The sequence below is a fragment of the Blastococcus sp. CCUG 61487 genome (genome assembly GCF_005222955.1).
GTDB lineage: Bacteria > Actinomycetota > Actinomycetes > Mycobacteriales > Geodermatophilaceae > Blastococcus.
Genome location: NZ_LWUA01000021.1, coordinates 1 through 5723 on the forward strand (window position 1 = coordinate 1; position 5723 = coordinate 5723).

At 77.4% G+C, this 5723-nt stretch carries 7 protein-coding genes; 4 read left to right on the forward strand and 3 right to left on the reverse strand.

Annotated features, from left to right (window positions below; all coding sequences use genetic code 11):
• The 3 genes from A6V29_RS02230 to A6V29_RS02240 form a co-directional block, all read left to right on the forward strand.
• Positions 1 to 456, forward strand: a 456-nt coding sequence (locus tag A6V29_RS02230) for a ferredoxin-like domain-containing protein (RefSeq protein ID WP_502700054.1), incomplete at its 5' end; no start/stop codon positions are given.
• Positions 457 to 464: 8 nt separating this feature from the next.
• On the forward strand, positions 465 to 1097 hold the full coding sequence (locus tag A6V29_RS02235; protein WP_137158778.1) for a precorrin-8X methylmutase: 633 nt from the start codon (positions 465 to 467) through the stop codon (positions 1095 to 1097).
• Entirely contained in the window at positions 1094 to 2608 is a 1515-nt protein-coding gene (locus A6V29_RS02240) for a precorrin-2 C(20)-methyltransferase (RefSeq protein ID WP_137158779.1), read from the forward strand. The genes A6V29_RS02235 and A6V29_RS02240 overlap by 4 nt, the downstream gene beginning before the upstream one ends.
• Here the strand turns inward: A6V29_RS02240 and A6V29_RS02245 are convergent.
• The 3 genes from A6V29_RS02245 to cbiE are packed head-to-tail and all read right to left on the reverse strand — an operon-like array spanning position 2596 to position 5316.
• Positions 2596 to 3345: a cobalt-precorrin-6A reductase gene (locus tag A6V29_RS02245; protein WP_212718946.1), complete on the reverse strand. Its 750-nt coding sequence runs from the start codon at positions 3343 to 3345 to the stop codon at positions 2596 to 2598. The genes A6V29_RS02240 and A6V29_RS02245 overlap by 13 nt on opposite strands.
• The gene (cobM, locus tag A6V29_RS02250) at positions 3342 to 4082 is read right to left on the reverse strand and encodes a precorrin-4 C(11)-methyltransferase (protein ID WP_137158780.1); all 741 of its coding nucleotides are present in this window, start codon (positions 4080 to 4082) and stop codon (positions 3342 to 3344) included. Before cobM ends, A6V29_RS02245 begins: the two co-directional genes overlap by 4 nt.
• A 4-nt stretch (positions 4083 to 4086) precedes the next feature.
• Entirely contained in the window at positions 4087 to 5316 is a 1230-nt protein-coding gene (cbiE, locus tag A6V29_RS02255; protein ID WP_137158781.1) for a precorrin-6y C5,15-methyltransferase (decarboxylating) subunit CbiE, read from the reverse strand.
• Positions 5317 to 5370: 54 nt separating this feature from the next.
• On the opposite strand from cbiE, the gene A6V29_RS02260 reads away from it, so the two are divergent.
• The coding region (locus tag A6V29_RS02260; protein ID WP_170977655.1) for a cobalamin biosynthesis protein at positions 5371 to 5723 on the forward strand (353 nt) is incomplete at its 3' end.

Sequence of the window (5723 nt, forward strand, 5' to 3'; positions counted from 1 at the left end):
CCTCCCCCACCGGCCGGCCCGGCCGGGGCCCTCCGCCAGGACGACGGACGCACGGCGCTGGTGGCGGTCGTCCCGCTGGGCCGTCTCACCGCCGACCAGGCGCGGCTGCTGGCCGGCTTGCCCTCGGGCGGTCTCCAGCTCACCCCCTGGCGGAGCGTCGTCGTCCCCGACCTGCCGGACGCGGCGGCCGCGCCGGCCCTCACGGCTGCCGGCCTGGTCCTGGACCCGGGCAGCGCCTGGCTTCGGGTCTCCGCCTGCGCCGGGCGCCCGGGGTGCGCGAAGTCGCTGACGGACGTCCGTGCGGACGTCGGCCGGGCCGTGACGACCGCCGCCCTCCCGGCGAACGGCACCCGCCAGCACTGGGCGGGCTGCGCCCGCCGCTGCGGCCGGCCCGCCGGTCCTGTCGTCGATGTCGTCGCCACCGGCGACGGCTACCTGATCACGAACGGAACGTAGCGCCGCCCATGCCCGAGCACGTGTACGAGTACGAGAAGGACGGCGCCGAGATCTACCGGCAGTCGTTCGCCACCATCCGCTCCGAGGCCGACCTCGCCGGACTTCCCGACGACGTCGGCCGCGTCGCCGTGCGGATGATCCACGCCTGCGGGCAGGTGGACCTGGTCGCCGACGTGGCCTGGTCGGAGGGCGTAGTGGGCCGCGCCCGGGCCGCCCTCGAGGGAGGCGCGCCGGTGCTCTGCGACGTGCAGATGGTTGCGTCCGGCGTGACTCGGAGGCGGCTACCAGCCGGCAACGACGTCGTCTGCACTCTGGACGACCCCCGGACCCCCGGGCTCGCCGCCGACCTGGGCACCACCCGTACGGCCGCCGCGCTGGAGCTGTGGCGCGACCGCCTGGACGGCGCTGTCGTCGCGATCGGCAACGCTCCGACCGCGCTGTTCCACCTGCTGGAGATGGTCGCTGCGGGAGGACCGCGCCCGGCCGCCGTCCTCGGCATCCCGGTCGGCTTCATCGGTGCGGCCGAGTCGAAGGAGGCCCTCGCCGCCTCCGACCTCGACTTCCTGGTGGTCCGCGGGCGGCGCGGCGGCAGCGCGATCACCGCGGCCGCCGTCAACGCCATCGCGAGCGACGTCGAATGAGCAGGCAGGACGGGACGAGCGGGCGGCTGTACGGCGTCGGTCTCGGCCCCGGCGACCCGGAGCTGGTCAGCGTCAAGGCCGCCCGGCTCATCGGCGCGGCCGACGTCGTGGCATTCCACGCCGCCCGCCACGGCCGATCGGTGGCCCGCAGCATCGCCGAGTCCTACCTGCGCGAGGGCCAGATCGAGGAGCTCCTGGTCTACCCGGTCACCACCGAGACCACTGACCACCCGGGCGGCTACCAGGGCGCCATCGACGAGTTCTACGAGGCCGCGGCCGCCCGGCTGGCCGCGCACCTGGACGCCGGCCGCGACGTCGTCGTCCTGGCCGAGGGCGACCCGTTCTTCTACGGCTCCTACATGCACATGCACAAGCGGCTGGCGCACCGCTACCCGACCGAGGTCGTCCCGGGCGTCACCAGCGTGAGCGGCGCCACCGCGGCCGTCGGCCGGCCGCTGGTGGAGCGGGACGAGGTGCTGACCGTGCTCCCCGGCACGCTCCCCGCCGACGAGCTGACCGAGTGGCTGTCCACCACCGACTCCGCCGCGGTGATGAAGCTCGGCCGGACCTTCCCGGCGGTCCGCGAGGCGTTCGACCGCGCCGGCGTCCTCGACCGGGCGCTGTACGTCGAGCGGGCCACCACCGGCCGGCAGCGCACGGCGCCCCTGGCCGACGTCGACCCGGCGGACGTGCCGTACTTCTCCCTCGCGCTGCTGCCCAGCCCGCTGACCCGTGAGCTGCCCGTGGCCGAGCCTGCCCCGGTCGGCGACGCCGCGAGCGGTGAGGTCGCCGTCGTCGGCCTGGGGCCGGGGGCCCGGTACTGGACCACACCCGAGGCCGCCGACGCGCTGGCCGGTGCCGAGGTGCTGATCGGCTACGGGCCCTATCTGGACCGGGTACCGGCCAACCCCCGCCAGGAGCGGTTCCCGACCGACAACCGGGTGGAAGCCGAGCGCGCCGCCCACGCCCTCGAGCTGGCCCGCTCCGGCCGGCGGGTGGCCGTGGTCTCCAGCGGGGACCCGGGGGTCTTCGCGATGGCGGCCGCCGTGCTGGAGGTGGCCGAGCGGCCGGAGTTCGCGGGGGTGCCGGTGCGCGTGGTGCCCGGCCTCACCGCGGCTCAGGCGGTCGCCTCGAAGGTGGGTGCCCCGCTCGGGCACGACTTCTGCGTGCTGTCGCTGTCCGACGTCCTGAAGCCGTGGGAGGTCGTCGTCGACCGGCTGCGGCACGCGGCCGCGGCCGACCTGGTCATCGCCCTGTACAACCCCCGGTCGCGGCACCGCCCGCACCAGCTCGGCGAGGCCCAGCAGGCGCTGCTGGAGGTCCGCGCGCCGGACACCGTGGTCGTCGTCGGCCGCGACGTCGGCGGGCCCGAGGAGCAGCTGACCGTCACCACGCTGGGCGAGCTGGACCCGGAGACGGTCGACATGCGCTGCCTGCTGATCGTCGGCTCGTCGCAAACCCGAGTCGGGCCCTCCGGCCTGGTCTGGACGTCGCGGACCTACCCCGGCTGACCCCGCAACCATGTCAGCGCCTCGTCGACCGTCCCCACCACCGGCACCCCCGGGGGCGGGGGCGGCCGGCGGACGATGACCACGGGCAGCCCGAGCTCGCGGGCGGCGGTCAGCTTGGCGGAGGTCATGGCGCCGCCGCTGTCCTTGGTGACCAGGACGTCGACCCGGTGCTCGCGCAGCAGGGCGAGCTCGTCGGCGAGGTCGAACGGGCCGCGCTCGAGGACGACGGTCGTCCGCGCCGGCAGCGGCGGGTGTGGCGGGTCGACGGAACGGACGACGCAGTGCGCCGTCAGCTGCGCGAAGGCGGCCAGCCCCTGGCGTCCGGTGGTGAGGAAGACGCACCCGAACCCGTGCACGGCCTCCGCCGCCCCGGGCAGCGAGTCGACCCAGCGCCAGTCGTCGCCGGGTTGCGCCGTCCAGCCCGGGCGCTGGAGGCGCAGCAACGAAGTGCCGGTGGCCGCGGCGGCGGACGCGGCCGAGGTGGTCATCGTGGCGGCGAACGGGTGGGTCGCGTCCACGACCGCGCGCACGGGGTGCGCTTCCAGCCAGGAGGCCAGCCCATCGCTCCCCCCGAAGCCGCCGATGCGCACCTCGCCGGGCGGCAGCACCGGATCGGCGACCCGCCCGGCCAGCGAGCTGAGCACCGGGACGCCCTCGTCCACCAGGGCCGTGGCCAGCCGGCGCGCCTCCCCGGTGCCGCCGAGGACGAGCACCCGCCCCGGTGGCGCCCCGCTCACCGCGGGCGCGTCGTCGAGTACAGGTGGCTGTCCGGGAACTGCCCCGCGGTCAGGACGGGGCCGACGACGACGACCGCCGTCCGCCGCACCCCGGCCGCCTCGACCTGGGCGGCGATGTCGGCGAGCGTGCCGCGGAGCACCAGCTCGTCGTCCCGGCTGGCGCGGGCCACCACGGCGACCGGCCCATCAGTCCCGTAGTGCTCGGCCAGCTGCGGGGCGAGCTCGCCGAGCCGCTGCACCGCCAGGTGCAGCACGAGCGTGGCGCCGGTCGCGGCGTAGGCGGCGAGCTCCTCCCCGGCCGGCATCGGCGTGGACCGGGCCGAGGTTCGGGTGAGGACGACGGTCTGCCCGACGCCGGGCACGGTGAGCTCCCGCTTGAGCGCGGCGGCGGCCGCGGCGAACGCCGGCACCCCGGGCACCACGTCGTAGGGCACGCCGTGGGCGTCCAGCCGGCGCATCTGCTCGGCCATGGCGCTGTAGACAGACGGGTCCCCGGAGTGCAGCCGCGCGACGTCGAGCCCGGCCTCGTGGGCGGCCAGCAGCTCCGCGGTGATCTGGTCCAGGTCCAGGTCCGCGGTGTCGACGAGACGGGCGCCCTCGGGCGCGGTGTCGAGCAGCTCGCGCGGGACCAGCGCGCCCGCGTAGAGGCAGACCGGCGCGCTCGCGATGAGCCGGGCGGCGCGGACGGTGACGAGGTCGGCAGCGCCCGGGCCGGCGCCGATGAAGTGCACGGTCATGTCGCTACCGAACCACGGTGAGGAGGGTCACCGGCATGGCCGGCCGCCACCCCGTGAACGAGCCGACCGGCGAGCCGTGCGCGACCGACAGCCGCACGAGGTCGCCACCGACGCGGGCGAACCAGCCGGCCAGCACGGCCTCGCTCTCCAGCGTGACCGCGGTGACCACGAGCCGCCCGCCCGGCCGGAGGGCCGCCCAGCAGGTGTCGAGCAGGTCCGGGGTCGTCGCCCCGCCCCCGACGAAGACGGCGTCAGGGGCGGGCAGCCCGGCGAGCGCCTCGGGGGCCCGCCCCTCCACGACCTGCAGGCCGGGGACACCCAGCCGGGCGGCGTTGCCGCGGATCCGCGCCACGCGGTCCGGCCGGCTCTCGACCGCCACGGCCCGGCAGGACGGGTGGGTGCGCATCCACTCGATGCCGATCGACCCCGCGCCGGCGCCGACGTCCCACAACAGCCGGCCCGGCAGCGGCGCGAGCCGCGCCAGCGTGACCGCCCGCACGTCCCGCTTGGTGAGCTGGCCGTCGTCCTCGAACGCCTCGTCGGGCAGCCCCGGCACCGTCGGCAGCGGCACCGTGCCCTCGTCGGCGACGGCCTCGACCGCGGTGACCACCAGGGGGTCGACGACGCCGTGCGGCCAGTCCGCCGCCGCGCCGGCCAGCCGGTGCTCGCCGGGCCCGCCGAGCTGGGCGAGCGCGGTGATCCGGCTGCCGCCGTAGCCCAGCCGCGCGCAGAGCGCGGCGACCTCGGCGGGCGTGCCGCCGTCGGAGCCCAGCACGAGCAGCCGGCGGCCTGGGGTCACGTGCGGCGTGACCAGCTCCAGCGCGCGGCCGACGACGGTGACGACGGCGGTCTCCTCGACCGCCCACCCCAGCCGCGCGCAGGCCAGGCTCACCGACGACGGGTGCAGGACGACCCGCACGGCGTCCGGTCCGTGCAGCCGGACCAGGGAGCTCCCGATCCCGGAGAGCATCGGATCGCCGCTGGCCAGGACCACGACCCGGCGGCCGGGGTGCGCCGCGAGCAGGCCCGGGAGGGCCGGCGCCATCGGCGAGGGCCAGGGCACCCGCTCGGCGGCGACGTGACCGGGAACGAGGCCCAGCTGCCGGGCGCTGCCGCGGAGCACCTCGGCCGCCTCGACGACCCGCCGCGCGGCCGGCGACAGCCCGTCCCAGCCGTCGGCGCCGATGCCCACCACGGTCACCGCCGCGGCCCCGTCCTGCTGCTCAGCACGCACGACGGGCGATCCTAGGCGCCGGTCCGCCGCGGCCGGTTGACACGATGGGCGGCGATGGACACCCCGATCGCCACCGGCCTGGCCCTGGGCGCCGCCGCCGACCTGCTGCTCGCCGACCCCCGGCGCGCCCACCCGGTGGCCGGGTTCGGCACGGTCGCCGCGGCCCTCGAGCGCCGGGTCTGGCGGGACTCCCGGGCGGTCGGTGCCGCCTACGCGGCCGGGCTGGTGGCCGCGGCCGCGGGGCTCGGCGCGGTGCTCGACCGCGGCACCCGCCGGCGGCCCGTGGCCCGGACCGCGGTCACCGCCGCGGTCACCTGGGCCGTGCTCGGCGGCACCTCCCTGGGCCGGGCTGCGGAGCGGATGCACGCGGCCCTGGACGCCGGCGACGTCGAGGCCGGCCGGGCGGC

Coding starts and splice junctions, on each gene's coding strand:
- A6V29_RS02240 (WP_137158779.1), top strand. CDS start 1,094: ATGAGCAGGCAGGACGGGACGAGCGGGCGGCTGTACGGCGTCGGTCTC.
- cobM (WP_137158780.1), bottom strand. CDS start 4,082: ATGACCGTGCACTTCATCGGCGCCGGCCCGGGCGCTGCCGACCTCGTC.
- A6V29_RS02235 (WP_137158778.1), top strand. CDS start 465: ATGCCCGAGCACGTGTACGAGTACGAGAAGGACGGCGCCGAGATCTAC.